At 59.1% G+C, this 25,614-nt stretch carries 28 protein-coding genes and 1 pseudogene; 13 read left to right on the top strand and 16 right to left on the bottom strand.

Annotated features, from left to right (window positions below):
• Positions 1-83: 83 nt before the first annotated feature.
• Complete coding sequence (deoR, locus tag BLQ41_RS17055; RefSeq protein ID WP_197678891.1) at positions 84-854, top strand: DNA-binding transcriptional repressor DeoR; 771 nt, start codon at positions 84-86, stop codon at positions 852-854.
• Here deoR and BLQ41_RS17050 read toward each other — a convergent pair.
• From BLQ41_RS17050 to rbsK, 3 genes are read right to left on the bottom strand one after another with little or no spacing between them, the layout of a single operon-like run.
• Positions 847-1,905 (bottom strand): aldose 1-epimerase family protein, encoded by a 1,059-nt coding sequence (locus BLQ41_RS17050; RefSeq protein ID WP_090182620.1) that lies wholly within the window; start codon positions 1,903-1,905, stop codon positions 847-849. The genes deoR and BLQ41_RS17050 overlap by 8 nt on opposite strands.
• Positions 1,902-3,233: an L-fucose:H+ symporter permease gene (gene fucP / locus BLQ41_RS17045; RefSeq protein ID WP_090182619.1), complete on the bottom strand. Its 1,332-nt coding sequence runs from the start codon at positions 3,231-3,233 to the stop codon at positions 1,902-1,904. The genes BLQ41_RS17050 and fucP overlap by 4 nt, the downstream gene beginning before the upstream one ends.
• 43 nt (positions 3,234-3,276) lie before the next feature.
• Positions 3,277-4,203: a ribokinase gene (rbsK, locus tag BLQ41_RS17040; protein ID WP_090182617.1), complete on the bottom strand. Its 927-nt coding sequence runs from the start codon at positions 4,201-4,203 to the stop codon at positions 3,277-3,279.
• A 345-nt stretch (positions 4,204-4,548) separates the two neighbouring features.
• Here rbsK and BLQ41_RS17035 point away from each other — a divergent pair, with 345 nt between their 5' ends.
• Positions 4,549-5,502 carry an alpha/beta hydrolase gene (locus tag BLQ41_RS17035; protein WP_090182616.1) on the top strand — a complete coding sequence of 318 codons (954 nt, stop codon included), beginning with the start codon at positions 4,549-4,551 and terminating at the stop codon, positions 5,500-5,502.
• Here the strand turns inward: BLQ41_RS17035 and BLQ41_RS17030 are convergent.
• Positions 5,474-7,288, bottom strand: coding sequence for an ABC transporter ATP-binding protein (locus BLQ41_RS17030; RefSeq protein WP_090182613.1), 1,815 nt, complete (start codon positions 7,286-7,288; stop codon positions 5,474-5,476). The genes BLQ41_RS17035 and BLQ41_RS17030 overlap by 29 nt on opposite strands.
• A 173-nt stretch (positions 7,289-7,461) precedes the next feature.
• Positions 7,462-7,821, bottom strand: a complete 360-nt coding sequence (locus BLQ41_RS17025) for a DUF6124 family protein (protein ID WP_090182612.1) — start codon at positions 7,819-7,821, stop codon at positions 7,462-7,464.
• Positions 7,822-8,320: 499 nt separating this feature from the next.
• Between BLQ41_RS17025 and BLQ41_RS31550 the strand changes: the two genes are divergently transcribed.
• The 3 genes and pseudogenes from BLQ41_RS31550 (at position 8,321) to BLQ41_RS17015 (ending at position 9,868) form a co-directional block, all read left to right on the top strand.
• Positions 8,321-8,533, top strand: coding sequence for a hypothetical protein (locus BLQ41_RS31550; RefSeq protein WP_456239004.1), 213 nt, complete (start codon positions 8,321-8,323; stop codon positions 8,531-8,533).
• Positions 8,517-9,212 (top strand): annotated as a pseudogene (locus tag BLQ41_RS17020) (DUF2235 domain-containing protein); the annotation flags it as partial. The gene BLQ41_RS31550 and the pseudogene BLQ41_RS17020, both read left to right, overlap by 17 nt.
• The gene (locus BLQ41_RS17015) at positions 9,212-9,868 is read left to right on the top strand and encodes a DUF2931 family protein (RefSeq protein WP_090182610.1); all 657 of its coding nucleotides are present in this window, start codon (positions 9,212-9,214) and stop codon (positions 9,866-9,868) included. The pseudogene BLQ41_RS17020 and the gene BLQ41_RS17015, both read left to right, overlap by 1 nt.
• A gap of 107 nt (positions 9,869-9,975) precedes the next feature.
• On the opposite strand, the gene BLQ41_RS17010 is transcribed toward BLQ41_RS17015, so the two are convergent.
• Positions 9,976-10,995 carry an AraC family transcriptional regulator gene (locus BLQ41_RS17010; protein WP_090182608.1) on the bottom strand — a complete coding sequence of 340 codons (1,020 nt, stop codon included), beginning with the start codon at positions 10,993-10,995 and terminating at the stop codon, positions 9,976-9,978.
• Between the two features lie 166 nt (positions 10,996-11,161).
• Here BLQ41_RS17010 and BLQ41_RS17005 point away from each other — a divergent pair, with 166 nt between their 5' ends.
• The 4 genes from BLQ41_RS17005 to BLQ41_RS16990 all read left to right on the top strand — a co-directional run bounded on the left by BLQ41_RS17005 (position 11,162) and on the right by BLQ41_RS16990 (position 13,710).
• Positions 11,162-12,013 carry a 3-hydroxybutyryl-CoA dehydrogenase gene (locus tag BLQ41_RS17005; protein WP_090182606.1) on the top strand — a complete coding sequence of 284 codons (852 nt, stop codon included), beginning with the start codon at positions 11,162-11,164 and terminating at the stop codon, positions 12,011-12,013.
• On the top strand, positions 12,000-12,605 hold the full coding sequence (locus tag BLQ41_RS17000; RefSeq protein WP_090182605.1) for a TetR/AcrR family transcriptional regulator: 606 nt from the start codon (positions 12,000-12,002) through the stop codon (positions 12,603-12,605). The genes BLQ41_RS17005 and BLQ41_RS17000 overlap by 14 nt, the downstream gene beginning before the upstream one ends.
• A gap of 142 nt (positions 12,606-12,747) precedes the next feature.
• On the top strand, positions 12,748-13,161 hold the full coding sequence (locus tag BLQ41_RS16995) for a VOC family protein (RefSeq protein WP_090182604.1): 414 nt from the start codon (positions 12,748-12,750) through the stop codon (positions 13,159-13,161).
• 120 nt (positions 13,162-13,281) lie between these two features.
• Positions 13,282-13,710: a YajG family lipoprotein gene (locus tag BLQ41_RS16990; protein WP_090182603.1), complete on the top strand. Its 429-nt coding sequence runs from the start codon at positions 13,282-13,284 to the stop codon at positions 13,708-13,710.
• Positions 13,711-13,818: 108 nt separating this feature from the next.
• Here the strand turns inward: BLQ41_RS16990 and BLQ41_RS16985 are convergent, their stop codons facing one another.
• From BLQ41_RS16985 to BLQ41_RS16960, 6 genes are all read right to left on the bottom strand, one after another.
• The gene (locus tag BLQ41_RS16985; protein ID WP_090188633.1) at positions 13,819-15,045 is read right to left on the bottom strand and encodes an RtcB family protein; all 1,227 of its coding nucleotides are present in this window, start codon (positions 15,043-15,045) and stop codon (positions 13,819-13,821) included.
• Between the two features lie 309 nt (positions 15,046-15,354).
• A complete protein-coding gene (locus BLQ41_RS16975) occupies positions 15,355-15,570 on the bottom strand; it encodes a TOBE domain-containing protein (RefSeq protein ID WP_027921432.1) in 216 nt (71 codons plus the stop codon).
• A 170-nt stretch (positions 15,571-15,740) separates the two neighbouring features.
• Entirely contained in the window at positions 15,741-17,186 is a 1,446-nt protein-coding gene (locus BLQ41_RS16970) for a ComEC/Rec2 family competence protein (RefSeq protein ID WP_090182601.1), read from the bottom strand.
• 4 nt (positions 17,187-17,190) lie between these two features.
• Positions 17,191-19,005: a gluzincin family metallopeptidase gene (locus BLQ41_RS16965; RefSeq protein WP_157695024.1), complete on the bottom strand. Its 1,815-nt coding sequence runs from the start codon at positions 19,003-19,005 to the stop codon at positions 17,191-17,193.
• Positions 19,006-19,029: 24 nt separating this feature from the next.
• A complete protein-coding gene (locus BLQ41_RS31140) occupies positions 19,030-19,152 on the bottom strand; it encodes a hypothetical protein (protein ID WP_269458057.1) in 123 nt (40 codons plus the stop codon).
• 97 nt (positions 19,153-19,249) lie between these two features.
• Positions 19,250-20,461: a patatin-like phospholipase family protein gene (locus tag BLQ41_RS16960; protein WP_090182597.1), complete on the bottom strand. Its 1,212-nt coding sequence runs from the start codon at positions 20,459-20,461 to the stop codon at positions 19,250-19,252.
• 385 nt (positions 20,462-20,846) lie between these two features.
• Between BLQ41_RS16960 and BLQ41_RS30940 the strand changes: the two genes are divergently transcribed.
• The 3 genes from BLQ41_RS30940 (at position 20,847) to BLQ41_RS16945 (ending at position 22,344) form a co-directional block, all read left to right on the top strand.
• Positions 20,847-21,053: a hypothetical protein gene (locus BLQ41_RS30940; protein ID WP_090182595.1), complete on the top strand. Its 207-nt coding sequence runs from the start codon at positions 20,847-20,849 to the stop codon at positions 21,051-21,053.
• Between the two features lie 143 nt (positions 21,054-21,196).
• Entirely contained in the window at positions 21,197-21,901 is a 705-nt protein-coding gene (locus BLQ41_RS16950) for a metallophosphoesterase (RefSeq protein WP_090182593.1), read from the top strand.
• A gap of 158 nt (positions 21,902-22,059) precedes the next feature.
• A complete protein-coding gene (locus BLQ41_RS16945; protein WP_090182591.1) occupies positions 22,060-22,344 on the top strand; it encodes a hypothetical protein in 285 nt (94 codons plus the stop codon).
• Positions 22,345-22,440: 96 nt separating this feature from the next.
• Here the strand turns inward: BLQ41_RS16945 and BLQ41_RS16940 are convergent, their stop codons facing one another.
• Complete coding sequence (locus BLQ41_RS16940) at positions 22,441-22,659, bottom strand: hypothetical protein (protein ID WP_090182590.1); 219 nt, start codon at positions 22,657-22,659, stop codon at positions 22,441-22,443.
• 258 nt (positions 22,660-22,917) lie between these two features.
• Here BLQ41_RS16940 and BLQ41_RS16935 point away from each other — a divergent pair, with 258 nt between their 5' ends.
• On the top strand, positions 22,918-23,634 hold the full coding sequence (locus BLQ41_RS16935; RefSeq protein ID WP_090182589.1) for an SOS response-associated peptidase family protein: 717 nt from the start codon (positions 22,918-22,920) through the stop codon (positions 23,632-23,634).
• Between the two features lie 62 nt (positions 23,635-23,696).
• Here BLQ41_RS16935 and BLQ41_RS16930 read toward each other — a convergent pair whose 3' ends face one another.
• From BLQ41_RS16930 to BLQ41_RS16920, 3 genes are all read right to left on the bottom strand, one after another.
• A complete protein-coding gene (locus BLQ41_RS16930; RefSeq protein ID WP_197678890.1) occupies positions 23,697-24,176 on the bottom strand; it encodes a sn-glycerol-3-phosphate transporter in 480 nt (159 codons plus the stop codon).
• Between the two features lie 143 nt (positions 24,177-24,319).
• Positions 24,320-24,757, bottom strand: a complete 438-nt coding sequence (locus tag BLQ41_RS16925; RefSeq protein WP_090188628.1) for a heme-binding protein — start codon at positions 24,755-24,757, stop codon at positions 24,320-24,322.
• A gap of 67 nt (positions 24,758-24,824) precedes the next feature.
• On the bottom strand, positions 24,825-25,607 hold the full coding sequence (locus BLQ41_RS16920) for an ABC transporter substrate-binding protein (RefSeq protein ID WP_090182588.1): 783 nt from the start codon (positions 25,605-25,607) through the stop codon (positions 24,825-24,827).
• Between the last annotated feature and the right edge of the window lie 7 nt (positions 25,608-25,614).

The raw sequence follows: 25,614 nt of genomic DNA, 5'->3' as shown, positions 1-25,614 counted from the left end.
CCACAATCGAGGGTGATTCGCGCAAAAACGTTGCAAAACTCACAAATAATGTTACTTAAATAACACCAACAATCAACCCCGGAATGCCTGTGGACAGTAAAAAAGCCGAGCGTCTCAAGCTGATTCAACAAGCCCTGCAAGACCAGAGCGCCATCCATTTGCGCGAGATGGCGGCATTGCTGGACGTGTCCGAGATGACCCTGCGCCGCGACCTCAGCAAGTACACCGACCACCTGCGGTTGCTCGGCGGCTACATCACTAAAATCCACGATGGCAACGAGCCCGGCGATTACCGCGTGGCCGAACAGGACACCCGCCACGTCGAGGAAAAACGCCGTATCGGCAAACTCGCCGCCGGGTTTATCCAGCCGGGCGACACGGTGTTCTTCGACTGCGGCACCACCACGCCTTTCGTGGTCGATTTCATCCCCGACGAGCTTGAGTTCACCGCCGTGTGCAACTCCCTGAACGTGCTGCTCAAACTCGCGCAAAAACCCAACTGCCAGGTCGTGATGTGCGGCGGCACGTTCCATCGCAAGAACCAGGTGTTCGAGAACACCAGCGAAACCGGCATCCTCGACAGCGTGCGCCTGACCTGGGCTTTCGTATCCGCGGCCGGCATCAGCCAGGACTTCGGCGTGACCTGCTTCAACTTCAACGAAGTGGAGGTCAAGCAGAAGGTCCTGCGCCAGGCGCAACAGCGGCTGCTGCTGGCCGACCACAGCAAGTTCGACACCGTGCGCACCGCGCATTTCGCCAACCTTGAGGATTTCCAGTTCGTGGTCAGCGACAAGAAAATTCCCAAGGCCTACCGCGACGCCATTACCGCCAGCGGCGCGCAGTTGATCATCTGATCAGCGCCTGTTGCTCCGCCGCACTCAAGTAGCCGGTGGTGACGCTGAAATCCGCCGTCGCCCCCGCCGCCAGCGACCGCACATGGCCCTTGGCGGACTCGGCGCGATAGCCTTCCGGCTCGCAGGTGGACGGCAGCACAAACGCCGCCACTTGCTGATCGGGGTTGTGCAAGATCCAGCGCGCGGCATGCTCGAACTGGTCGGGTCGATAGCCTGTGTAGAACGCCGCGCCGTCGGGATGGCTTAGCAGGAAATGCGCGTGACCACTGTCATCCGCCCGCACATCGTCGAAGAAAAACACGATTTCGGGATCGTAGAGCTGCGGCTGATCCAGACGCTTGAATTGCTGCGGATCTTGCGCCAGCGCTTGCATGTAGTCGGTCCAGGCTGGCGTCGGTTTCACGTGGGCCGGCACGCTGCTGCGCACCCGCACACGCTCAAAACCCAGGGGCTCGATGAACCGGGCACCTTCGACGTAGGCGTAGTTCATGTGCGCCATGTACATCAGGTCCATTGGTTTACCGGCAAGATTGGTCACTTGCATGGCGATGTCGAACAGCCCTGAATCAGCACGCAAGGTCACGCTCGGCCTGGCCAGGTATCGGTCACCGAAACCTTGCGCATATTCGTACTCGCCGCCGAGTCGCAGAAAGTGTCCAACCTCGTCCTCACCCACCTCCAGCCAGGCACGATCCATCGCCGCGCAAGGCATCTCGCCGTGCAGCGGATGATCGTCATCGGGGCTCGGGCAACCGTTGCGCAGCAGGCCGCTGTGGAACATGAAACAGCCGTAGGTGCCGATCACGGTCGGGCTCGGCCGGGGCTGGCTGAACAGGTTGCTCATGGTCAGGTCGCAACCGTCGAACACCGCCGACCAGATCATCTGGCCCTGATACGGCAACACCACCACGCTGCCGCGCGAGTTGGCCAATTCCACCGCCAGCACACCACTGGGATAGACCCAGGCGCTGACGGTGAACGCTGGCGATTCGAGCAAGGTCTTGCGCGCCTCACCGAACTGCGACGGATGCAGATTGATCCGCGTATTCATGAAGCCACCACCGCACCGACCGGCGCCCGTTCGCTGGCGGAGTGACGCAGGCAACGCACCGCGTACATCACGATCACGATGAAGCACAGCAACGGCACGCTGTAGGCCAGTTGCATGTTGCCGCCGCTGTAGTCGGACAGCAGGCCCTGGAAGATCGGGATCACCCCGCCACCGACGATGCTCATCACCAGCAGCGAACCGCCGACGCCGGTGTCTTCGCCCAGGCCATCAATGGTCAGGCCGTAAATGGTCGGCCAGCAAGGACCGAGGAACACGCTGACGCCCACCGCCGCATACACCGCGGTGATGTTCGGCACGAGAATGGTGTAAGCCAGCAACGCGATGCACAGCACGCCGTACACCGCCAGCACCTTGGCCGGGTGCAGTTTGCGCATCAGCACGTTGGCAATCAGCTTGCCGACGAAGTAGGCGGCGAAGGTGGTCAGCAAAAACCACGAGGCGCTGCGCTCGTTCATGCCGCCCAATTGCATGGCCAGCCGAATGGTAAAACTCCACACCCCGACCTGCGCCCCGACATACAGAAACTGCGCCAGCACGCCAAAGGTAAAGCGCTTGTTGCCCCACAGTCGCGACAGGCTCTGACCGAGGCTGGCGGTTTTCTTGCTGCTCGGTTGATTGCCCTTGCACTTCGGAAACCGGGTGACGGCGATCAGGATGAACATCAACACCAGCACTGCAATCATGTATTTGTACGGCAACAGCGTGGACTGGATCATCTGCAGTTGCTGGACCGCCGCATCAGACGCGCTCATTTGCGTGAGCTGCTCACGGGTTGCGTCGGTGTCCTTGAACATCACAAAGCTGCCGACATACACCCCGGCCATCGCGCCGAACGGGTGGAACGTCTGGGAAATATTCAGGCGACGGGTGCCGGTTTCACGCGGCCCCATCAGCGTCGAATAGGTGTTGCAGGCGGTTTCGAGAAACGACAGCCCCGCCGCAATCACAAACAGCGCCAGCAGGAACATGCCGTACTTGGCCGTCGACGCCGCCGGGAAAAACAGCAGGCAACCGAACATGTACAGCATCAATCCGATGAGGATGGTGGTCTTGTAGCTGAAACGGCGGACCACCAGCGCAGCCGGGATCGCCACGAAGAAATAGCCCAGGTAAAACGCCGATTGCACGAACGCCGTCTGGAAATCGCTGAGCAGAAAGGCCTTCTTGAAATGCGCGATGAGCACGTCGTTCATGCTCGCGGCGGCGGCCCACAGCGCGAAGATGCTGCACAGCAAAATGAAGGCGAACCAAGGCGTGCGGTTCAGGTAGAAACCATCGGACGTCTGTTGGAGCGGAGGCTTTGTCATTGTTGTTCTCCGGGATAAGCGTTGAGGGGTGAATCACTCGGCGTCAGGCGTCGAGTCGGCGCTGGAATTCAGCGAATGCAGTGGCGTCCGGGTAGGAGGTTTGAGTACCCAGACCTGTGACCGAGCAGGCGGAATAGGCCACGGCCTGGGTCATGGCGGCGCGGATGTCGCGGTCGCGACTCCAGTGATGAATGAAGCAACCGATAAAGGCGTCCCCCGCCCCGGTGGTGTCGCGTGCGGCGACCGACAGGCCGGGAATCTGAAACTCGCCCTCCTCGCCGACGTACAGCGCGCCTTGCTGGCCGAGGGTCACGATCACATGGCGAATGCCGCTGGCGACCAATGTCTGGGCGGCTTTATGGGCTGACTCGGGTGAGTCCACGACCTGGCCGGTGATCAGCGCCAGTTCGGACTCGTTGGGCACCAGGAAATCCAGGTGCGCCAGGTGTTCACGGCTCAGCCCCGACAAGGCCGGCGCCGGGTTGAGCAGCACCGGGATGTTGTGCGCGCGACCAAATTCGATGGCGTGGTAAACGGTCTCGACGTTGATTTCCAGTTGCAGAACGATCAGCGAACATTCGCGCAACGCCTGCCCGGCGACGTCGATATCCGCCGGGGCGAGGTGCGCATTGGCGCCTTTGACGATGAGGATGCTGTTGTGCGAGTCGGCCTGAACGAAGATCGGCGCCACACCGCTGGACACGCCGGGCACACGCTGCACGTAACGGGTGTCGATGCCAAAACGTTGGAAGTTGGCCAGGGTGTTGTCGGCAAACATGTCATCGCCGACCTTGGTCAGCATCAGCACATCCGCCCCAAGCTTGGCCGCGGCCACCGCCTGAATGGCGCCCTTGCCACCACAACCGAGGGCGAACCCCGGCGCTTCAAGCGTCTCGCCCTGGGCCGGCATGCGGTCGATGTAGGTGATCAGATCCACCATGTTGCTGCCGATGACTGCGATCTTGCTCATTGCTATCCCACCTTGATCCGGCTTGCCAGGCTGATGCCGGCGTTGTTGTTTTGTTATTTAAATAACATTTTATGTGATTATTCAATCTTTTTGTTGAGTGGGCCTTTGAAGCAAAGACGAATGGCTTTGCGCATGGCTTTAAAGATGTGTGGGCAGATATGGCCTCATCGCGGGCAAGCCCGCTCCCACATTGGAATGCTTAACCTGTGGGAGCGGGCTTGCCCGCGATGAGATTCGGCAAGTCACCGCCCAATCCGGCCATTCACACGACTGTCGAATTTATCCCCACGCCCCGCCAGGCATCTGTTAAAACCCGAGCTTTGATTCCCGTCACCGGACCACCGCATGTTTTCGAACCTGATGAGCCGCTTGAGCCGACGCTGGCTGCCAATCCTGTGCATGGCCGCGCTGATCCTCGGCTTGCCCGTGAGTTGTGGCGTGCTCAAGTACAAGGAGCGTGAGCTGCTGTTTCGTATCGAGCCGGGCACCGCCGGCTGGTATCACGGTTTGCCGCAGGATGTTCAGGAGTTCGACATCAAGCCTGCCAGCTTCAAGGCCGGGCAAAACCTGCATGCCTGGTGGTGGCCGGCCGCCCGTCGCGATGCGCCGTCGATCCTGTATTTGCACGGTGTGCGCTGGAACCTGACCGGCCAGGCGTTCCGCATCGAGCAGTTGCGGGCGATGGGTTATTCGGTGCTGGCCATCGATTACCGCGGCTTTGGTCAGAGCAAGGGGGACTTGCCGTCGGAAGCCAGCGTCTACGAAGACGCCCGCATCGCTTGGGAGCGCTTCACGGCGATGCAACCGGACGCCAACAAGCGCTTGATCTACGGTCATTCCCTGGGCGGTGCCGTGGCCATCGATCTCGCGGCAGACCTGGCGGCGCAGGCGAAAAAGGACCATAACGCGATACCGGTGCGCGGGCTGGTGATCGAGTCCACCTTCACCACCCTCGGCGATGCCGTGGCCGCAGTGGCCGAGAACAATCTGCCCGTGACCTGGTTGCCAGTACGCTGGCTGCTGTCGCAGAAATTCGATTCCATCGACAAGATCGTCGACATCGACATGCCGCTGCTGGTGGTCCATGGCCAGGCCGACACGTTCATGCCCTCGCGGTTCAGCCAGCAATTGTTCAATGCCGCCAGCGAACCCAAGCGCCTGTTGTTGATTCCCGGTGGTACGCACAACAACAGCATGAGCCTGAGTGGAAGCCAGTATCGTCAGGCAATCGACAGTTTAATGAAGGCAAAACCGCAGCGAGTCGCCGGGCCTAGCGGTAACCCCGGGCTTGCAGGTTGAACAACTGCGCATAGCGCCCACCCGCCGCGACCAGGCTTTCGTGATCACCGCGTTCAAGGATCGCCCCCTGATCCAGCACGATGATGTGGTCCGCGTTGCGCACGCTGGAAAACCGGTGGGAAATCAGCAGCGTCATGCGACCTTCCGTGTGTTCGCTGAAATGCTCGAACACTGCCGCTTCCGCCGCCGGGTCGAGGGCCGAAGTCGGCTCATCCAGAATCAGGATGTCAGCGTTGCGGCGCATGTAGGCGCGGGACAAGGCGATCTTCTGCCACTGCCCGCCCGACAGTTCCTGCCCACCGGCAAACCAGCGGCCCAGTTGCGTAGCGTAGCCTCGATCCAGCCCTTCGATGAACGGCGCTGCCATGCCTTCGGCGGCGGCTTCTTTCCAGCGTTGTTCGTCGTTGAACGCCAGCGTATCGCCGACGCCGATGTTCTCGCCGACGGAAAACTGGTAGCGGATGTAATCCTGAAAAATCACCCCGATGCGTCGGCGTAAAGCGTCCTCTTCCCAAGCCTGCAAGTCGCTGCCGTCGAGCAAAATACGGCCCTGATCCGGGCGGTACAGGCGGGTCAGCAACTTGATCATGGTGGTCTTGCCCGAACCGTTCTCCCCGACCAGCGCCATGCTGCGCCCCGGCACCAGGTGCAAGTCGATGCCTTCAAGGGCGGCGCGACTGGCCCCCGGATAACGAAAACCAACGTTCTCGAAACGCAAACCATCACCCGGCACCGCGCCAACGGTCAGATGCCCGGCATCGGCGACCACCGGCTCGGCGAGGTATTCATAAAGGCTCGACAGGTACAGGCCGTCTTCGTAGAGACCACTGATGGCGCTCAAACTGCTGCTCACCGCACTCTGTCCCTGCTTGAACAGCACCAGGTACATGGTCATCTGCCCCAGGCTGATATTGCCGTGGACGGTATCGACCACCACCCAGGCATAGGCCAGGTAAAAGGCGGCGGTGCCGAGCAGGCCAAGGACAAACCCCCAGCCATCGCGGCGCAAGGTCAGGCGCCGGTCTTCGGCATACAGGCGGGCAAACGTCTCACGGTAACGCATCAACAACAGCGGCGCGAAGCCGAACAGTTTGACCTCTTTGATGTAGCCCTCATGGGAGAGCAGCGTCTCGATGTAATTCTGCTGCCGGCTCTCCGGCGCACGGCGCGTGAACAGCCGAAAAGCGTCCCCGGAAAAATGCGCTTCTGCGAAGAACACCGGCAACGCGCCGACCACCAGCAACACCAGCGCCCACGGCGAAAAATGCACCAGCAACACGCCGAAGCTGATCAGCACGATCAGGTTCTGGATCAGCCCCAGCGACTTCATCACCAACGCCAAGGGCCGGGTCGACGCCTCGCGACGTACCCGCACCAACTTGTCGTAAAACTCGGAATTCTCGAACTGCACCAGCGATAACGTCTGGGCTTTCTCCAGAATCATCGTGTTGACCTTCTGCCCCAACTGCACCCGCAGCAACGATTGCTGCACCGACAGCGCCCGCTGCGCCCCGGACAACAACGCCAACACCCCCGCCTCAAACAACACATAACGAACCACCGGCCACAACGGCGCACTGCCCTGCTGCGCGTGCAATTGCATGGCGGTGACGACCGCATCGACGATGCGCTGGCCGAGCCACGCGGCCAACGCCGGCAGGACACCGGCGATCAGGGTGGCCAGTACCAGCCCCAGAAATAACCCGCGAGAAGTGCCCCAGACCAGCAGCAAGGCGCGCCGGGCCTGGTCGAGTAGTGAGGTGAAACGGGAGAGTGCCGCAGGCATGGATCGATGAACTCGGCAGAGGAAGGTCGCTGAATGCGACAGTGTCGACATGGTACTTCAGCTGGAAATTGCGCAGGTGGGAAACAACTGTGGCGAGGGCGCTTGTCGATACGCCGCAACGGCCCCAAAAAAGGGCCGCGGCATAGTTACTGATTCACCAGAGCAGACTGCACTTACTTGGGCAGATCAATTTTATCCAACACACGGTTTGCCGTGATCTCCGCCACCATGATGCTGTTGGAAATACCCAGCAAGGCGTAACGCGACTCGCCCTCCAGATGATCTACCAACTGGTGGACCATCACATCGACCGAAGCCAGTGTCTCGACCAGATAAACCGCCAGGGTTTCGGCCGTGGCTTCAGGGTCAACAGAAAACAGGGTGCTGCGGGTTCGCGGTGTGGCTTTGATGTCGGCAGTCGACGGGAAGTGGAAGTCGAGCGCTCGCTCGGCGGCTTCGTGGAATTTCTTTGTATCGGGTTCGTATGGCGAGGCTGGATCGGCGTCGGGTGGATTGGGTGTGACTTTGAACATGGCAAAACTCCTAGAGAAATGGAGCTGCCACCATTCGCTGCGAAACGACAAAGAGGTGGCAACTGTACGCGGGTTCGCAGACCAGGACTCTAGGAACCCGGCAGACCCGAAGGTCTCCCACGCACAGCCGCCATGACATGAATGACAGACTATGAATCGTCTGCTCACGAGCGGTAGACGTTGTGCGTCTAGAGTTTGCCCGGGCTGCGAAACCCGATCACTGAAGGGCAGTGACGGGAATAAAGTTACCGAGAGGCCCCAAGGCGCACAAGCCGGCGGATTCTGGCGTAGCCGTAGGCAACGGCGCAAGATTTTGTAGCTTTCAGGACGTAACTTCGATGACTCTTAAACAAGAGCACATTCGCGATGTTGAATAGTCTGCCAAGAACGTCCTACACCGCTAAGAATGCGGCTGAATCAAAGTGCCATCCATTGCTTCCCTCCACCCTGAGTGTCACCCTGCGCGCGTTAATCAGGGATCAAGTCCAAGGAATCAAGGATGAGCGGCTACGTACCCAACCCGCCCAAAAACTACCGTTATGACGAAGCCAAGCCAGTCGATATTCACGCTCAGCACTGGGCTGAATACGAAAAACACGGCAAAGCTCCCGCGCCCGCGCCACAAAAAACGGGCATTGCCTTACGCATTGGCGTCTTCTTCGATGGCACTGGTAATAACGCCAATAACGCGGAAGCGGGTTTGCGCGCGTGACGAATGCCGAGCCAACTTTGCCCTCAGCCGAATCAAACCCGATTTCACATAAATCACCGTCCCCGGCGTCCATTCAGATATTGGCGGCGGTTACCTCGAAGAGGCCCAAGAGTGCGTGCTAGTAAGTCCGATGCAAGCGCTTGACGTACCAGTCAATACGGATGTCACCGCCACGTCGATATACCGCGATGCGGCGAGGGTAAAAAGCCAATGGGTATCTAACGGCTGGCCCGCCCAGTTACTGGAAATTGTCACGCCTGCCGCCTTCGAATTACCGCATGAACCGCAAGACCGACTTAACCCAGGACAAAAACGAGTCTATGCCGCTTTGCAGCTAAAACGCCCGGTGAGCGGAAAGCTTTCAAGGGTGTATCTGCGCGTGATGCATCACTTGGCAAAAGAAAAAGGTGTTCGCTTTGACGACATTCCGGATTCGTCAGAGCTGGCGATACCACAAGAACTTCAGGAGATGTGCGACCGGTTTGTGGGCGGTGACTACAGCACCACGCCTCAGGAAGAACAGTTACTTAAACTGAAGTTCATCCACACGTCTGCCAACTGGAACCATCCACTCGGCAGAAACGACGGTAGCGGTCTCAGGGCGGTTTACATTAATGCCCCTACGCAGGACGCAATTCGCGTTCAACATCCTCATGTACCTGACTGGACGCTTTGGTAATGAAACGACTCATCACGTTACTGGGCCTTCTCTTCATTGCCGGCTGCCAAGCTGCGGAACCGCTTTCAGCAAAACATGACCCTAGGTCTCAATGGTGGGAACTTGACTTCGTCGAACCCCATTACATGAAAGTCTGGGTTGAGGACAGCGCCGTAGAAGATATCAACGGCAAGCGCTTCGACCACACCGGTAAGGGCTCAGCGTCAGGCGGTCAACCAGAGGACGGCACAGAGTCCGCCAAAGGGTGGCGAGGTGTCGGCGGTTCCGGCAAAGCGGTGGTCGGCGCTGACCTCCCCAAACGTATATTCGTGCGCTGGCAATCCATCGTAGAACCACAGACCTATAAAGTCTGGATAGAAATACCAGAGCAAGCCAGACAACTGATGCATTCATCCGTCACGCAACGGTGCCCGGACACCCCTGAACAAGAGGCCCGGTACATGGCGGCTGTCTATATAGGCATGGCCCCCGGCGGGGTCGTGAAGGTTTGGGTCAGAGATTCCTGCCATCGTCCCGTCGAGGTGGCTCAAGCTAAAGCAGATATTGAGCCTTTGGGCCCAGACCAGGGCAAGAACGAAGGCCGTTATGCGTACCCGGTGAGTGTGAAGTCCAAGCTTTATATTGAGAAGTTTGGAATTCCTTACGGCAGCTGGTGACCAACAAATGGGTCAATTTTTGGGGGATCGCAGCTGCACCGACGTATGAGGCATGAACAGTGGTCCGCCGCGTAAATAATGCGCGGCGGTAAATCACTTCAAATGAGTCAACCTGCCACTCCCCCCTGATACCGCGCCCGATAACGCCCCGGACTCTCCCCCGTCCACTTCTTGAACGCCCGATGGAACGCACTCGGTTCCTGAAAGCCCAGCTGTTCCGCAATGTCGCTGATACTCGCCCGGCTCTCGCGCAGCTGCTCAAACGCCACTCCACGGCGCACTTCATCCTTGATCTCCTGATACGAACAGCCTTCGCGCTCCAGTTTGCGGCGGAAGGTGCTGGGGCTCAGGTGTTGTTCCAGGGCGAAGGCCTGCAAGGTCGGCCAATCGCTGTAATGGCTGTTGCGCAGGCGCTGATGGACTTGTGAGGCCAGGCCATGCTGGTTACGGAAACGGATCACCAGCCATTGCGGTGCCGTGCGCAAGAACACTTTCAGCGAGGCCAGGTCCTGGACCACCGGCAGGCGCAGGTAGTGGCTGGCGAATTCGATTTCGGTGCGCGCGGCACCAAAGGTCAGGTTGGGGCCCCAGAGCAAGCGGTCATCGCTGAGGGACACGCGCTCGTGGCGAAAGTCGGCACGGTCGATGGGGATGCGTCGTCCGCCGAGCCAGCACAGCAGGCTGATCATCAACACCAGGAAGGTTTCTTCGCCAAAACGGCTGACATCGTCGTTCTGCGCGTGGGTGTCCAGGCTGATGATGGCGCGTTTGCCGCGCACGGTCAGGGTGCCGCGAAAGTCGCGCAGGAACAGCGCGAAGTTGGCCAGGCATTGGCGCATGGCTTTGTGCAGGTCGGGTTCCTGGATCAAGGCGCGGCAGATCAGCGCGAAGCTGCCGGGCGGCATGCCGTGGGAATCGAGGCGGAAGAATTCGTCGTTCAGGTCACGGATCTGAATCAGCCACAGCGCGGCAAACGCGCTCGCTGGCACTCGCGCAGTCGGCTGCTCGATCAACGCCGGGTCGATGCCCGCCTCTTCCAGCGCAGCTCGCGAGCGCTGTGGATTGTCCCCTTGCCCATGGATCATCGCCTGCACGAAGTAGGCCGCCACCGAGTCCTTTTCCCGCATTTGAACGCTTCTCTCCTCATCGCCCGAATGGCAAAAAACACCAGCACCGTTGAACAGTTGCGGCATAGGACAACTGCCCCGCCGGTTCTAGACTCGCGGCCAATAGTACGCCTTCGGCCACCCAGTCGGCCAAGGTATCGCGGGGTTTGACCGGAAGGACGCAAAGATGAATCTGCAAAACATTGGTGTGATCGGTGCGGGCACCATGGGCAACGGCATTGCGCAAGTCTGCGCGCTGGCCGGCTTTAACGTGACCTTGATCGACATCTCTGAAAGCGCCTTGCAAAAGGCCCTGGCCACCGTCGGCAAGAACCTCGACCGGCAGATTGCCAAGGAAACCCTGAGCGAGGCACAAAAGCTCGACGCCCTCGCCAGGATCCGCACCAGCACCGACTACAGCAGCCTGCAGAACGCGCAGATGGTGATTGAAGCCGCCACCGAGAACCTCGACCTGAAACTGCGCGTGCTGCAACAGATCGCCGCGCAGGTCAGCACCGAGTGCGTGATCGCCTCCAACACCTCGTCGCTGTCGATCACGCAGCTGGCCGCCAGCGTCAGCCAGCCTGAACGCTTCATCGGCCTGCACTTCTTCAACCCGGTGCCGGTGATGGGCCTGATCGAAGTGATCCGTGGCCTGCAAACCAGCGATGCGACCCATGCGCTGGCGCTGGACATGGCCACCACCCTCGGCAAGACCGCGATCACCGCCGGCAATCGCCCGGGCTTCGTGGTCAACCGGATTCTGGTGCCGATGATCAACGAAGCGATTCTGGTGTTTCAGGAAGGTTTGGCCAGCGCTGAAGACATCGACGCCGGCATGCGCCTGGGTTGCAATCAACCGATCGGCCCGCTGGCATTGGCGGACCTGATCGGCCTGGACACCGTGCTGGCGATTCTCGAAGCTTTCTACGACGGCTTCAACGACAGCAAATACCGCCCGGCCCCGCTGCTCAAGGAAATGGTCGCCGCCGGCTACCTGGGACGCAAGACAGGACGTGGCTTCCATGCCTATGCCTGAGCGTTGCTCACGTTTCGCCGAGTACCGGGACAAGGTGCTGGAGTTGTTCGCCAGCAAGGGTTTCGGTCAGGTCGGCATGCGTGAGCTGGCCACCTGCCTGGGGCTGTCCCCGGGCTCGTTGTATCACCATTACCCGAGCAAACAGCACTTGCTGCTCGACCTGATCGAAGAGTTCTATGAAGAACTGTTGTCGACCCTCGGGCGCATCGATCAAAAGGCCACGGCCAAACGCGACAAACTGCCCAACCTGATCCGCGCGCATTTGAACCTGCACCGGGAAATGCCTTGGCATTTTCGTCTGGCGGAACGTGACAGCGGCTGCCTCAACGAAGAACAGCAGGCGCGCGTCCGGCTGTTGCGCGAGCAATACGAGCGCACATTGCTGAAGATGCTTGGCGCCCCTTCACGTCTCGGAGAACAGGGTTTGATGGCCACCGGACACGCCATCGCCAACCTGCTCAACAGCGCGCCCGGCTGGCTGGCGCAGCATCCGCTGGAGGACGCGCAGCGTGATGAACTGCTGGAAAACCTGGTGAGTGGCGCCGTTGAGCGCTTGCTGCGCCCATCCTGCGCCCCGCGCGCGGTGGCCTGAGTTTTCAGGCAATAAGCGGTTCCCCTTCCATAGAAAAAACGTCTAAACAAACTCGGCACAATCGCGCCTCTAACGCTTTGCTACTTGGAGTCAATTCACAGGCCAATGTGGGCCTCCAATCCCTCGGTCAACGGGAGCAAACATGAAAATCAATCCCTACCTCATTTTCAACGGCGACTGCAAAGCCGCCTTCACTTTCTATGAGCAAGCCCTGCAAGGCCGGATCGAAATGATGATGACCTTCGGCGAAAGCCCGGCGCGCGAGCAGTTTCCTGCGGACCTGCATAATCTGATCATTCATACCCGCCTGGCAGTGGGCGATCAGGCGATCATGGGGTCGGACACCACGCCGGATCGTCCTACGGATGATATGAGCGGCTGTTCGGTTTCGTTGAATGTCGACAGTGTTGCCGAGGCCGAGCGTGTCTTTGGTGCGTTGTCGGAGGATGGCAAGGTGCAGATGCCGCTGGACAAGACCTTCTGGGCAGAGCGCTTCGGAATGCTGGTGGACCGGTTTGGTGTGTCTTGGATGGTGAACTGCGAAAAGGATCAGTGACGTTTTTAAAACATTAAAAAGCCCAACCTGAAAAGATTGGGCTTTCTGGAAACTCCCGGACCGTCTGCTACCGTCAACAAGGCAGCCCGCTAGCAGCGGACCCTTCGGAGGAGTTTCACCATGCCTGCACATGACGCCCCTTGGTCCACACGTTTCAAACTGTCCCTGTTGGCGGGGGGACTCACCGCCGCCCTGCTCGCACTCAGTGGTTGCGCCACTGTCGATGCGCAGACCACCGCGTATGTGGGTGTCGAGCATTCTGCGCCGACGCTGGCCAGTGAGGTCGTGGTGTTGCGCACCGAACCGCTGCGTCCGCATGTCCGGTTAGGTGAAGTGCTGATCGATGCGAGTGTCGACCCTGCCCCGCCGATTGCCAAGGTCGAAGAAAAACTGCGGGACGAGGCTGCCAAGCTCGGGGGCGATGCCGTGGTGGTGGTCTATGACCATATCCAGCCGGTGGGTGCCTATGTCAACGGGCCGCTGTGGGCGCGCGATGTCGAAACCATCGAGGGGCGCAAACTCAAGGGGATCGTGATCAAGTACCGGTAGATCGAAGGATCGCAGCCTCGTTGCACTCGACAGCTCCTACAGGGACTCGCATTCCAATGTAGGAGCTGTCGAGTGCAACGAGGCTGCGATCTGTTGATCTTGACTGACCTACCCCTTCACGCACACCACCTGACGCAAGGTGTGCAGCACTTCAACCAGCTCACGCTGGGCGTGCATGACGTGGTCGATGTCTTTGTAGGCCATCGGTATTTCATCGATGACGGCGGCGTCCTTGCGGCATTCGACGTGGGCAGTGGCGCGGATCTGGTCCTGGACGGTGAACAGGCTTTTCGCTTTGGTGCGGCTCATGACGCGGCCGGCGCCGTGGCTGCAGGAGCAAAACGACTCTTCATTGCCGAGGCCGCGGACGATGAAGCTTTTTGCGCCCATTGATCCCGGGATGATCCCCAACTCGCCCTTTTGCGCTGACACCGCACCCTTGCGGGTGACCAGAATGTCCTGGCCAAAGTGCTGCTCTTTTTGCACGTAGTTGTGGTGGCAGTTCACCGCGTCCAGTGCAACGTCGAAGGGTTTGCTGATCACTTTGCGTGTCGCCTGAATCACCGCTTGCATCATCAATGCCCGGTTCTGTTTGGCGAAATCCTGGGCCCAGTTCACGGCTTCGACGTAGTCGTCAAAATGCCGGCTGCCTTCCTTGAAATAGGCCAGGTCGCGGTCCGGCAGGTTGGCGATGTGCTGCCGCATGTCGGCCTGGGCCAGTTGAATGAACAAGTTACCGATGGCGTTGCCGACCCCGCGTGAGCCGCTGTGCAGCATGAACCAGACCCGGTTGGTTTCGTCCAGGCACACCTCGATGAAGTGGTTGCCGCTGCCCAGTGTCCCCAGGTGTCCACGGTTGTTGGTGCTGGCGAGTTTCGGGTATTTGTCGGTGATCGCCTTGAACCGTGGGTGCAACGCCGTCCAGGCGTGATCGGCCTGTTTGGGAACGCTGTCCCAGGCGCCTTTGTCGCGGATACCACGGCCCATCGTGCGGCCATGGGGCACCGCTTTTTCGATGGCGCAGCGCAAGCCATGCAGGTTGTCCGGCAAATCGGCAGCCGTCAGCGATGTGCGCGCGGCGATCATGCCGCAGCCGATGTCGACCCCGACGGCGGCGGGAATGATCGCCCCCACCGTAGGGATGACACTGCCAATGGTCGAGCCCTTGCCCAGGTGGACGTCGGGCATCACCGCCAGGTGCTTGAAGATGAACGGCATCTTCGCGGTGTTGATCAACTGCTGCCGGGCTTCGGGTTCTACCGGGACGCCTTCGGTCCAGAGCTTGATCGGTTTGCCGTTGGCGACTTCCAGCAACTGATAGGTCGGGGCTTGCATGATGTCGGGTCTGTTCTCGGCGGCCTGTGCTGCCATGTGCTTTCTCAAAAACGGTCAGCGTTGTTTTTCAACCTGCTGACGACTGCAGTCGCTCGGCGAATAAACGTCCGCTGTGACCCGACGAAATAGTCGATTTCGAGGTCGGCGACGATTTTCTCCACCAACGGCAAGGATAGTGTCGATTGCTCTGCACGGATACAGGTCTGGATGACTGCGGGCTTATCCGTCTTGATGCTGTGTCCGACCTCGCCGCGCGCCGCGCAGAACAATGCGAATTGATCTCCGCGCCGCCGGCAAGCAAATGGCAATTCAGAGCTTGGCGATGGAGACCTCGGTGGATTTCACGAAGGCAATCACTTCGCTGCCCACCTTCAACTCCAGGTCGCGCACCGAACGAGTCGTGATCACCGAGGTGACGATTCCAGAAGCGGTTTGCACATCGATTTCGGACACCACTTCGCCTTGAACAATTTCCTTGATGACACCCTTGAACTGGTTACGGACGTTGATCGCTTTAATGGTCATCTGGAGGCTTCCTGTCTGATTTTGGCCCATCCGCATGGATGCGCAGGCCTTCAAAGTGCATCAGCCGAACCGACAACAAAAGGAATATATAATTATCTATTTATATCATTAAGGAATATAAGCAGCACGCCTATGTTGGACCGGCCCTGCTTGCCGGGCAGCGATCGGACTCAATACGGGATCGAAACCTCCACCCACAAATCATCAGCGCCATAACTCAGGCTGACCGGGTGATTGGGGTCTGTGGGTGAATCGTTGAAAGCCTTGATTTCGTTCGCGGGCGTCCCGTCACCGCTGACGACCCGCTGTCGGGTACGTTCTTGCAACGCACTCAACAGATCCGGATAGGGCATTTTCCAGTCTTTGCCTTTGGCAACATCAGCGTCCACCGGGATCATCGCCACCAGCCGGGGATCGTGCATTTTTTCCAATCCTGCTGCACGAGCGGTGGCGTTGTGGCTGCAATGGTGAGCGACCTTGTAGAGCGTGACCCGGGCGAGAATATCGTCGCGCGTTAGTGGCGCCGGCTCTGCGGGCGCGCTGTCCTTGGGATACGTCTGGTCTCCCCAGGACAACCAGTTGCCGACCTGGGCATCTCCGGGAAACAGCAGTATTTGCCCGTCAGGCAGCTCGAAAGCCAGGACCAGACTCGTGTTATTAGTGTCCGAATCCATCTTCAGGGCGAGGGTTTCCGCGCCGTCCAGCCATTCATCTTCAATACAGCGCCATTGGTTTTCGTGGCTGAAATAGCGCTGTTCGACGCTGTCGGCTTTGTCATCGTTTGCACGGTTGGGGTAGGTCCCTTTTTGCGCGTCCAAAGTCTTGCGCTGATAAGGACGGGCAAACGGAGTATCAACGTCGAGCGCAGCCACGCCTTTGAGCCGCAGTGTTCGCTCCTCCAGCGCCATCGCGTCGTCCAGGCTGGTCATGTAGACCTCTTTCCCCGCGCCGCTGCTGGGCAGGTTCTTGCGCAGGCGATCTTCAGAGCGCGGCGGTCCCATGACGTACGCCTTGAGCGTCTGGAGAGCAGCCGGTTGCACCACGTCACCAGGCTCCAGGAACCGGATCGCTTTCGACCCCACCTTGTCCTTGAGCTTTTCGATTGTCGTGCGCTTGTCCTTGCTGGCCGGATCGGCAAGCGGTTCGATAAAGGCGGACAGACCCTGTACGGTTTTGATCCGCGCATCTTCATTCAATGCGCTGACACTGTCACAGAGGCCGACGACGCCGGCCAATGCCACCTTGGCTTTGTTGAAACGGGCATGCAGCGCGACAGCCTGAGGATCGTTGAGGTCCTCGGTCCAGGCCAGCCAGAGTTCACCGATGTGAAAGTCGTCACCCAAAAAACGCGCCTGTTCGTAGAGAAAACCAGACAGGTGATCATGGTGCTCGTGGGTCACCACCACCAGGTCCAGCACGCCACCGGTGGTCTGGTGAACATCATCGACAATGCGCGCCATTCGCTCCTTGCCGTCCTTCTCCCCTTGCAGCACACCACAGTCGATCAACAGATGACGCGTCACCCCGGCTTCGGTGTAGCGCAGCAAAAAGCAGTCACCCAGAATTCCCCGGTACATGCGGATCGCCACCTTGTCTTTTAGACCGGAATCCGTCATGGCGTCAGACTCCACGGTGGGTCATGGCGAAGGCGTTATCGCCCGGGCGCGGACCGCGGTAGGTCATGGCCAGGCCATCACTGCCGGCCTGGAGGAAGCGTCGCTGCGCATCCAGACGCTCATCGTCATCGATGCGCTTGCGGATGACGTACCGCAGCGTGCCGTCGCGCAGATCGATGATCAGCGTCGCCCCACCGCGGAAGGTGAAATCGTAGTGGCGATGCCCTCTTTCACGCACCGGTTTCAGGTCTTCTTTGAGTTGTTCCCCGACATCGAAGTAACCGCGACGGCGCTGAGCAATTTCAACCACCAGTTGCCGCAGGTCCTGACCGTCCGGCCCTGCCCTGCGACACGTGCGGACCGAGTGCACTTCCACGGCCGGTTGAACCCCGTCCGCGCCGATGAACAACGCCCCTTGCTTCCTTGATTCGCCGGGATGGGCCATGAAGTAAATCCCCAGAACCTTCTCCCACTGCGCATCATGCGCCGACTCTGCCATCAGCCAGTTCCACACCACTTGGCGATTGTGCTCAGCCTGAAGAAAGGCTTTCTCCCGCACGTATTGCGGCGTGAGATCAAGCGCGCCCCCGGCCCATCCGTGCTTCGGTTTTGCAGCGGCATGGAAGTCGAGCAGGTCATTAGCCGTCAGTGCAAGGTCTTCTGACTGAACACCTTTCACCGACTCCCAGAGCAGGCTGTCCGGTGCCAGCGACAAACACTTGTCCGGGAAAATGCCGCGCCGTCGAAACGCCTGAATGACGGCCAGGCGATAGTGCATCGGGTCATCCGGCACCAGGTCGTTATCGGCGGTAACGATGGCCCGCAGAAATTCACCAAAATGCACATCCACCGGTGGCAGGTAATCCAGTGCGCGGATGCATAGGCGCAGGACATGATCGGCCGATTTCACGGCTTCGCGGGTCAGGCGTGCAATCAGTTCCGTCGACAGGTTGGCGGTCGACGTCTTGTCATGCCCGGCCAGTCGAAAAAGATCCTCCGTGCGTTGCTCGTAGATAGTGATAAAGGCGTCGAAAACAGCGGCAACCAGAATCGCGCCGCGCTCATGTGGCTCGCTCAACTGCGCCAGGCGTGTCGGGTCTGGCAAGCCGTCCTGGCCTTTTTCGTCGATGGCGTCGCGCAAGGCCGCATAACGCCCCGACGCCTCGCCGAATTGGCGCGCCAGGCCGCTCAGCCAGGAGCGCTCGCTCAAGCTGCCACGACGTGCCGCCAGTTGACTGGAGACCACCTCAGGCAAGGTGAAATGCATCAACAACGCCACGATGTCGGCAAAGGCTTCATGAAACGCCAGGCTATCGACATTGGTCGACTCGATGTAACGACGATGCAAGCCATCGAGGATCGCATGGGTCGTTTCATGCGCGACGATATCGTGGGACAGCGCGGTAAAGATCCAGCCACCCGGCAAGTTCACCCCGGCGTTGGTCATCGAGGCCTTGAAGTAACCGAACAACAACGCCTTTTTCGCGGGGCTGTAATAGGCGTTGGCTTCGCGTAACGCGTGGGGATAGATGCGCAGCCGCCGGACATAGGTGTGAGACGTCACCCGCTTTCTCACGGCATCCTCGACCGCTCTGGGTGACCAGAACACCTTGCGCCCCAGCGCCCGCTCAAACAATTTGATGGTCTTCATCGCGACGGCAAAGACCATCTGCTGATGGAAACGCGGATCCCCCTCGGAAGGCGCGAGGCCGTCCTGGGCCAACAAATGCGGATCATTCAAGTCCACCGGTTTATAGAACTGGCCGCTGGTAGGGTCGACATCAATGACTTCCAGATACTCGTTCACCGGCCCCGGCAAGATGTCGGGCTCCCATCGTTGCTCCTAGGGCAATTCGATGGTGGCGTGGTTGATCTGCACCGTTTCCATTTGAGTCGAGGCTTGCGGATCGAAGGCATACACCCGCAGTTTGCGCATGGCCGGTGGAGAGTAGTCGGACGTGTCCATTCCAGATCTCCTTGTCTGACCAACGTTTGAAACACGTACGCCAGAGGCTGGTTACTGCGTTAGCGCGGTCATTCGATATCAGCCTGAAAATGACGACTCACAAAGCGCTCTCGGGATAGGGAAATCCAATCGGCGGCGGCAGTTGTCCATTGAAATGCGCCCGGACGGCCGCATCAGCTACCGCATAACCCCAGTTGATCAGGCGTTTCTGGGTTTCCATGTCCTTTGTCGCAAGGTCAGTCGGCACCTGGGCCAGCCTGCGCGTGCTATCTAGTGGGCAAGGCAGGCAATTGGCAAGTGCGTGAACGCCGATGTCCTGTTTGATATCCCAAAAGGCTCCATAGCGCTCACGGGCTTCAAAGGCCTGGATAAGCAGACGCTTTCTAAGACTCAGCACCTGGTTGTCCATCACGTCGAGGCAGCGACTGCCGATGGACACCCAATTCACCGACACGTCGGGCTGCTCGGCAAAGGGCTTGCCGGCGTTACTGACGAACAGTGTCTTGAAGGACTTGTAGCAAGTCTCCAACCCGAGGTTATCGTAGACCCCGCCGTCGGCGAGGGCGACCGATGTCGTGTAGGGCGCATGCCGCAGGAACTGCGTGCCGTCGTCAGGCGCAAAATCGCTGTCCTTGAGATCCAGTGTCGCTGGCGCCAGGACCGGCGGAAACGCCGCAGACGCCCCGACGGCGCGGGCAATCGAAAGTGCAGGATTCATGACTCTGCCCACTTTCCAGTCACCCATGTAAGGCTTTGAAAATCGCCAGACCGCCCCCGACTGCAGGTTTGAGGCGTTAAAGATAAAGCGCACGCGGTCGGGCAAATCCTGCAGTGTCTTACCGCTATACAACCCATCATCGAGAGCTTTGGCCACATGCGCGTTCACCTCGCCAGGCAGCGCGATGTCCTTGATGACTTGAAAAACACCCTTGGCCGACATGCCCGCAAGCGTCACTCCGGCCAGATGGCGTATCGGCCCCACCACCAACTCTGTAAAAGCCCTATCGAAATCAACAGGCCCCAGGTTTTCCAGCGAGCTGAACTCCAGCGCCAGTTTCGCGGAGATGATCGAGCCGCCGGAAACACTCGATATGCGCTCAAGCTTGCCGACACTTTCAGTGCCGTCGGTACCGAATCGCTGAAGCGGCTTATCCTGAAAAAACCCCAGTTGCCCCAGCCGCCAAAGAGTGCCGGTATGGAACAACATCGCACGATACCCCCCGCCGGACAGTGCGAGCGCGGCACTTTCGCGCAAAGGTTGGGGTTTATCCGGTTGAGGAAGATTCGAGACGGGTTCGACGGTGGGCATGACTGATCTCCAGAACCAATGACGGGACCAAGATTCACTCGTAAGCCATGCCAGCAATGTTGAAGTGATTTCAGAATGCAGGACAGCAGACCTGTCCACTTTCCCTGCATGAAGCGACTGGGAACGGCCGCCCACTGCCTGTGCGAGACTTGGTTATAAGGTCTAGTTGGCTCAAGGCACGCGGTCAAGTTCAGGGCAGCGGTTGTTGGCGATACCACTCGTCGGCAACAAAAATCTGACGCCTTGCGTACCCTCCTGTCTGGCTCAAGGATTGCAATGGCCGGTCTTGCCAGCCCCGCAACGACGTATTTCTGACGCGGCGGCAACACCCTATAAACGCTTAAGGACGCCAGCGATACGCTTGGTCAGTCACCGGAGATGTAACGTGTCAACTCTCAATGAAATCGCAGCGAACCACGCGAGAATGGCTATGGCAAAGGCACAAGAGTCGACCCGACTGAGTGAGCGACCACTTCACATCGTGGGCAGCGTTGAAATCCCGTCCATCAATGAACACCCGCACGTTCCACTGCACCTTATTGCGGCAGTGCAAGACAACAATCTCGGACAATCCAGCAGCTTTTCGCTCTGATAGCGTCTGTTCGTCGAGGAGTGGCCTCCACCGTCCGGTGACCGCTCCCACGAATTACCGATGTGCTCTACCGCGATTCGCGCCGACGCGGCCTAAACTCAATGGACTACCATCGCGCCGGTGAGCGGCGCACGAGGTATTCCATGCACGAATTGCCAGAGGTGCCAGGCGTAAAGCGCTTCGCCGCCAACCCGGTCGGCCGAGACATCGCCGTCGGCGACATTCATGGCCATTTCACCCGGTTGCAGGCAGCCCTGGAGGCCGCCCGGTTCAACCCGAAGGTTGATCGTTTGTTCAGTGTGGGCGATCTGATCGACCGCGGCCCCGAGTGCCCGGATGCACTGGATTGGCTGGACAAGCCATGGTTCCACCCCGTGTGTGGAAACCACGACGACTACGTGGTTCATTTCGATACGTGCGACGTCGACAGCTGGATATTCAACGGCGGCTTATGGTTTACGAAGCTGTCGCAGGCGGAGCGCGAACAGTTCGCCGCGAAATTTGCCGGGCTACCCATCGCAATCGAAGTCGAAACAGCGCAAGGCCTGATCGGCATCGTGCACGCCGACTGCCCGTTCCCTTCATGGGAACAGATGCGCAAGGAACTGCAATTCCCCGAATCCGGACAGCGCCTGAGGCAGGTGCAGAACCGCATCATGTGGTCGCGAAGCCGTATCGATCAGCTGGAGCGTCATGGCGTTGAAGGCCTGCGTGCGTTGATCGTTGGGCACACACCGCTGCAGCAACCCGTCAGATTGGGCAATGTGATTCATATCGACACCGCAGGCTGGAAGCCGGGGCTTGGGTACTTCACCCTTTTGAATCTGGCGACGCTCGAAACCGTCTGAGCTGGCTCATCAAGAACGCTGAGTGATGCGTAAAAAATAACCGTCAGGTTTCGATGTGGTTTTTTTACGTCTACCTTTATCCGTCAGAACTCACCTCTGCATCCAAAGGCAAACAACTAACGACACGAATACATGCTCCCCCACTTAGAGGATCAGACATGCATCCATCCTTTCTGCAGCGCATCGACGAACTCTGCGCCCTGCTCGGCCCGTCCAGCACAACCCGCCTCGAATTCTTCCGGCGCTGTAACCGACTGAAGTCGCGCCGTGGTGTTCGCTTTCAGGTGGTGACCAAAAAGCTCGGCATTTTCCATGTCGTCGAGCGATACACGGGCAAGACGTGGGCCCTGCGCTCCAGTTACCGGGAGGCCATGGAATTCGCCATCCAACTCGAGCAAAAGTCCAACCGTCGCAAGGAAGGCGTGCGGCGCATGGCGAGTTGATGCCGCATCGTTGAGACGCGGTAATCGAAAACTGTAAAATCCGTCTCTAAAGGACCACTGTCAGCAGTGAGCCTGCTCATCTACGGGGGCAGAATCTCACGCGACTTTGAGCGCGATGGTCGGTCGTCGCCCGTCCGCCATGAGCTGCAGATACTCTTGCCATTTTTTGAACGCTTGTTGCTGTCGGTTGGAGGCTTCCTGCCACCGAGCGCCACCGATGAGTTCGACCGGGATAGACATCATCAGCTCGGTCGCAACATCAAGCTCATCAACGAGCTTGCGCCCGTTCGGCATTTCGGAAATTAGAGATCGCATAGGAACCTGTTTTTTTTGGGCTACTACATCGACTTGCTAACTGTTTGATCGTGCGCGGGTTCCGACGAACGGCTACTTAATTGCTTATCTGCGTTTCGCGCGGCATGAAACACCCGCCGCCCGCGCCCCGGGTGGCGTATTCGTTGACCAGGGGAGTCCTTATTCAAACGCCCTCAACCACTTCCCTGATCTGATCCAACAAATAATGAAACCGGCGGCCACGGGTCTATCCTGAATACACAGCAGGAGGGTGCAATCATGTGCGGACGCCTTTCCCAGTACCGTGGCATTCACGACTTTGTCGCGGCCCTCAGCATCCCCAACGCCCTGCTCAACTATGCCGGCGACCAGCCTTTGGAGTGCTACAACGCGGCGCCGACCATGCAGCTCGCGCTCTTTCACCGCGATGGTGAATACCTGCGTGCTGACAGGGTGCGTTGGGGCTGGCGCCCACACTGGGCCAGAGACCGTGCCGCGCCGATCAATGCCCGGGTGGAAAAGGTCGCCCATGGCCCCTTCTTCAAAGACATCTGGCCGCACCGGGCGATTCTTGCGATCGACAACTGGTTTGAGTGGGTTTACGAAGGCGGCCCGAAAAAACAGCCCTACCTGATCCGTCACCACGACCGCACGCCCATTCTCTGTGCAGCGATAGGCCATTACCCCATCGGCGAGCATGAGCCCAGCGAGCATGACGGCTTTGTGATCATCACCGCCGACAGTGCCGGCGGCATGGTGGACATTCATGATCGGCGGCCGGTGGTGCTTGCACCAGAGCTGGCGCGGGAATGGCTGGACCCGGCCACGCCCAAGGAGCGGGCCGAACAGATGGTGCTGTTGCAGGGTGAGCCGGCTGAGGCGTTTGAATGGTTTCAGGTAGATCGCGCGGTGGGCAACGTTCGCAATCAAGGGCCGGAGCTTATTATGCCAACGAGCAAGATCAGCGGCGGTGACTACAAGGGTAACTGTGGATAGTCGGCAAACTGCGACACGCTTGGCCGATCTGGCCGTACTGCAAGCGCGCCGGCGGAGTTTTTTTAGAATCGCAGGCCTGCGGTGATCATGGCCGCATTGAAACCGAGCAACACCAGCTCGGTGGTTACCGGCCCGTAATGAACCCCCAATGACGGAATGATCACGGGCGCAACGCCGAAGTGATTGAGCGGGATTTTGTCTTTGTATTTGCCGTGATAGCCCTCAACGGCGCCGCCGGTCACTTTTACATAGACCGGGTAGTCCGCGCTTTCGTAGCGCTTACCGACGTAGGCGTAATAAGAGCGCTGGCTGAACGAGTTGCGAAAGGTCGCCCCGCCAAACAACCAGCCGGAGGGTTCGTTGCGCTCCAGCCCGATCAATTCCTGATTGTTATTGTGGTCAGGGTCCGGCGAGTAGTGCCGGGTGTAGACGCTCGTTTGCAGCTGCCAAAATCCCTGGTTCTTTTGAGACGCGTCGTCCTGAGCCAGTGCATGGGCAGACTGGGCCATCAGCAGAAAAGCGCAGATCCATGGTTTTTTCATCGGTAGCCTCCTGAGAGGCAATTGGGCTCACGCTGGAAGGCGTGCCCTATTTTGGGTGTGCAGTGAATCGGAAACGTTAGTCTAGTCGGTGAAAAAGGAACATCCGAACAGTTCGACCCAGCCGCTAAGAGTCCCTCTAATGCTCACTCCCCCGCTACCGGGTGGTCGACGGCCGTTTGCAACAGTGCATCAACCACTAAACGGGCCAGTTCTGCATCCTCTTCAGCCTTTACGCCGGACACACCAATTGCACCTATGCAGTGCCCTTCGTACCAGATGGCGACGCCTCCCTCGAGCATGCCTTTAAGGTTTGGCGCACTGATAAAGGCCTGGCGCCCGCCATTGATCATGTCTTCGTAAACCTTGCTGTCGCGACGCCCCAGCGCCGCGGTACGTGCTTTTTCCGTGGCGATGTAACCCGCAATTGGCGCCGTATTATCCAGACGCAGCAGACCCAGCGGATGACCGCCGTCATCGACGACGCAAATCGCCACGGGCCACTTGCGACGATGGGCCAGGTCTTTGGCCGTCGACAGCATTTGCGAAACGTGTTGCTCGCTCAGTAACGCCTTGGTTTGCATCTCGACCCCAATCAATTGAAAAAAAGGCGGCATGCTCAAGCATGCGCGCCGAAAGAAAGCCCGGTCGTTACTCGCCGTAGATATCGAAGTCGAAATACTTCTGGCGAATCTTGTCGTAGGTGCCGTTGGCACGAATCGTCGCCAGGGCCTGATTGAAACGACCGGCCAGTGGATCGCTCTTGCGCACCGCAATACCGATGCCGGTGCCGAAGAATTGCTCGTCGGTAAAATTCGGGCCGACGAACTCGTAGTCCTGCCCTTCCGGGCGCTTCAACAGGCTTTCATCGATCACCACCGAACTGGCCATGGTGGCATCCAGGCGCCCACCCAGCAGGTCGAGGAAAATTTCATTCTGCGAGCCGTAGCGCACCACTTCGGCACCGGCCGGGGCGAATTTCTCGGTGACGTAGCGATCGAAATTGGTCGCGCGCTGCACGCCGATCCGCTTGCCCTTGAGCTGTGCCGGAATGTCGCTGATGCCGCTGCCCTTCTTGAACACCAGACGCGCCGGAATACGGTAATAGCGATTGCTGAAATCGACCGATTTCATCCGCTCCGGGGTCATGGACATCGATGAAATCACCGCATCGACTTTCTTCACCTTGAGTGCAGGTATCAACCCGTCGAACTCTTGTTCCTGCCACACGCACTGGACTTTCATCTCGGCGCACAGGGCCTGACCAATGTCGTAATCGAAACCCACAATTTGGTTGTCGGGGGTTTTCGAAGCGAACGGCGGGTAGGCCGCTTCGATGCCCAGGCGCAGAGGTTGCTCCGCCGCCTGCACGCCGACACCCAAGGCCAGCAGTGAGACGAGTCCTACTTTCAAGACCATGCTTTTTACGTTCATTCATAGC

The organism is Pseudomonas arsenicoxydans (assembly GCF_900103875.1).
In the GTDB taxonomy this organism is placed as follows: Bacteria; Pseudomonadota; Gammaproteobacteria; order Pseudomonadales; family Pseudomonadaceae; genus Aquipseudomonas; species Aquipseudomonas arsenicoxydans.
This window is presented reverse-complemented; position numbering and strand designations above follow the sequence as displayed.

Excerpts from the sequence above, each read along its gene's own strand:
- BLQ41_RS16950 (WP_090182593.1), top strand. The coding sequence starts at position 21,197 with ATGCACGAATTGCCAGAGGTGCCAGGCGTAAAGCGCTTCGCCGCCAAC.
- fucP (WP_090182619.1), bottom strand. The coding sequence starts at position 3,233 with ATGACAAAGCCTCCGCTCCAACAGACGTCCGATGGTTTCTACCTGAAC.
- BLQ41_RS17050 (WP_090182620.1), bottom strand. The coding sequence starts at position 1,905 with ATGAATACGCGGATCAATCTGCATCCGTCGCAGTTCGGTGAGGCGCGC.
- BLQ41_RS16990 (WP_090182603.1), top strand. The coding sequence starts at position 13,282 with ATGCCTGCACATGACGCCCCTTGGTCCACACGTTTCAAACTGTCCCTG.
- BLQ41_RS16935 (WP_090182589.1), top strand. The coding sequence starts at position 22,918 with ATGTGCGGACGCCTTTCCCAGTACCGTGGCATTCACGACTTTGTCGCG.
- BLQ41_RS16960 (WP_090182597.1), bottom strand. The coding sequence starts at position 20,461 with ATGCCCACCGTCGAACCCGTCTCGAATCTTCCTCAACCGGATAAACCC.
- BLQ41_RS16925 (WP_090188628.1), bottom strand. The coding sequence starts at position 24,757 with ATGCAAACCAAGGCGTTACTGAGCGAGCAACACGTTTCGCAAATGCTG.
- BLQ41_RS16975 (WP_027921432.1), bottom strand. The coding sequence starts at position 15,570 with ATGACCATTAAAGCGATCAACGTCCGTAACCAGTTCAAGGGTGTCATC.
- BLQ41_RS17025 (WP_090182612.1), bottom strand. The coding sequence starts at position 7,821 with ATGTTCAAAGTCACACCCAATCCACCCGACGCCGATCCAGCCTCGCCA.
- BLQ41_RS16940 (WP_090182590.1), bottom strand. The coding sequence starts at position 22,659 with ATGCGATCTCTAATTTCCGAAATGCCGAACGGGCGCAAGCTCGTTGAT.
- BLQ41_RS17035 (WP_090182616.1), top strand. The coding sequence starts at position 4,549 with ATGTTTTCGAACCTGATGAGCCGCTTGAGCCGACGCTGGCTGCCAATC.
- BLQ41_RS16945 (WP_090182591.1), top strand. The coding sequence starts at position 22,060 with ATGCATCCATCCTTTCTGCAGCGCATCGACGAACTCTGCGCCCTGCTC.
- BLQ41_RS16985 (WP_090188633.1), bottom strand. The coding sequence starts at position 15,045 with ATGCAAGCCCCGACCTATCAGTTGCTGGAAGTCGCCAACGGCAAACCG.
- BLQ41_RS31550 (WP_456239004.1), top strand. The coding sequence starts at position 8,321 with ATGAGCGGCTACGTACCCAACCCGCCCAAAAACTACCGTTATGACGAA.
- BLQ41_RS16930 (WP_197678890.1), bottom strand. The coding sequence starts at position 24,176 with ATGAAAAAACCATGGATCTGCGCTTTTCTGCTGATGGCCCAGTCTGCC.
- BLQ41_RS16995 (WP_090182604.1), top strand. The coding sequence starts at position 12,748 with ATGAAAATCAATCCCTACCTCATTTTCAACGGCGACTGCAAAGCCGCC.
- BLQ41_RS16970 (WP_090182601.1), bottom strand. The coding sequence starts at position 17,186 with ATGACGGATTCCGGTCTAAAAGACAAGGTGGCGATCCGCATGTACCGG.
- BLQ41_RS17005 (WP_090182606.1), top strand. The coding sequence starts at position 11,162 with ATGAATCTGCAAAACATTGGTGTGATCGGTGCGGGCACCATGGGCAAC.
- BLQ41_RS17015 (WP_090182610.1), top strand. The coding sequence starts at position 9,212 with ATGAAACGACTCATCACGTTACTGGGCCTTCTCTTCATTGCCGGCTGC.
- deoR (WP_197678891.1), top strand. The coding sequence starts at position 84 with ATGCCTGTGGACAGTAAAAAAGCCGAGCGTCTCAAGCTGATTCAACAA.
- BLQ41_RS16920 (WP_090182588.1), bottom strand. The coding sequence starts at position 25,607 with ATGAACGTAAAAAGCATGGTCTTGAAAGTAGGACTCGTCTCACTGCTG.
- BLQ41_RS17010 (WP_090182608.1), bottom strand. The coding sequence starts at position 10,995 with ATGCGGGAAAAGGACTCGGTGGCGGCCTACTTCGTGCAGGCGATGATC.
- BLQ41_RS17030 (WP_090182613.1), bottom strand. The coding sequence starts at position 7,288 with ATGCCTGCGGCACTCTCCCGTTTCACCTCACTACTCGACCAGGCCCGG.
- BLQ41_RS31140 (WP_269458057.1), bottom strand. The coding sequence starts at position 19,152 with ATGGACACGTCCGACTACTCTCCACCGGCCATGCGCAAACTGCGGGTG.
- rbsK (WP_090182617.1), bottom strand. The coding sequence starts at position 4,203 with ATGAGCAAGATCGCAGTCATCGGCAGCAACATGGTGGATCTGATCACC.
- BLQ41_RS17000 (WP_090182605.1), top strand. The coding sequence starts at position 12,000 with ATGCCTATGCCTGAGCGTTGCTCACGTTTCGCCGAGTACCGGGACAAG.